2 protein-coding genes are annotated in these 951 nt (G+C 64.5%); both read right to left on the reverse strand.

Features of this window, described 5'->3' with window-relative positions:
* Positions 1-479: DUF3991 domain-containing protein (locus EOA85_RS36085; protein WP_245486386.1), on the reverse strand; the 479-nt coding region annotated here is incomplete at its 3' end.
* A 217-nt stretch (positions 480-696) separates the two neighbouring features.
* Positions 697-951: hypothetical protein (locus EOA85_RS38435; protein WP_206523493.1), on the reverse strand; the 255-nt coding region annotated here is incomplete at its 5' end.

Below are 951 nucleotides of genomic sequence, written 5' to 3' on the forward strand. Positions count from 1 at the left end.
GCCCACATGCTGCCGCGCGGGCCCTCGCGCAGCCGGTCCTGACCGATTGCCGCGCCGATGACGGTCTCGGCGAGACGGCGCTCGTCGCGCAGATAACGCCAGGTCATGGAACCGCGCCACGGTTTGAGCCGGCTTTGCCAGCGCTCAGGAATCGAAAGGTCCGGTCGATTCCTGCTGGGCACTTTCGTCCAGATGGGCTGGCTAGGGACGAACCCGATCAGATCCGCCACATGGTCGAGCGCTGCCACAAAAGGGACGCCCTCGAGGTGCTCGACCAGGCGGAATACGTCTCCCTTGGCGTCAGACAGCGGATCGAACCAGCCCTTGCCATCGTGAATAACGATGATGATCTCGTCATCGCGCCGGAACTTGACGGCGCGTTTCGTGCTCTCCTTGCGATCGACCGCGAAGCCCGCCCGCTCCAGCACCGCGGCACACAGCACGCCGCTTCTGAGTTCCTCGACATCGCTCTTTTCCATTCCACTCCCGGCGCCCATGAGGTTCCGGCCTTTCCTGTTCGGTTTCCTTCCCGCGTATCCCGCGGATCCAGACCCCACCGCCGCGAAGAGCGAAGGGGGCAAGGGCGCGGCTGGCAACTGAGGAATTCCGCAGGGCCAATGGGGATTGCCCGGCCGCGGCGCAGCCTCCCTTGCCGCCGCCCGCTCGCAAGCGGCACCATCACGGCGCATCGGCGCGTCAATCGGCAGGCGGCTGGGAAGCAGTCCGCGCAGCCCGGCAATTCGTACAGGGTGAGCCGTTAGGTTCGAGGCCGGGGCGTTGCGCTAAAAGCTGTTTTGGGCAAGACTTTCCCAGGCAAATCAGGGCGTTTCGCCCGGCGATCTTGCTGTCAGCAAAAAACAGGTCGCGGTTATGTTGAATCGAAACCCGTGCAAACGGGATCGTCGAGGGAAGTGGTGCGATGACGATAGTGGACCGGCTGCGGGCCTGCTG

The organism is Mesorhizobium sp. M5C.F.Ca.IN.020.29.1.1 (genome assembly GCF_003997375.1).
Taxonomy (GTDB): domain Bacteria; phylum Pseudomonadota; class Alphaproteobacteria; order Rhizobiales; family Rhizobiaceae; genus Mesorhizobium; species Mesorhizobium wenxiniae.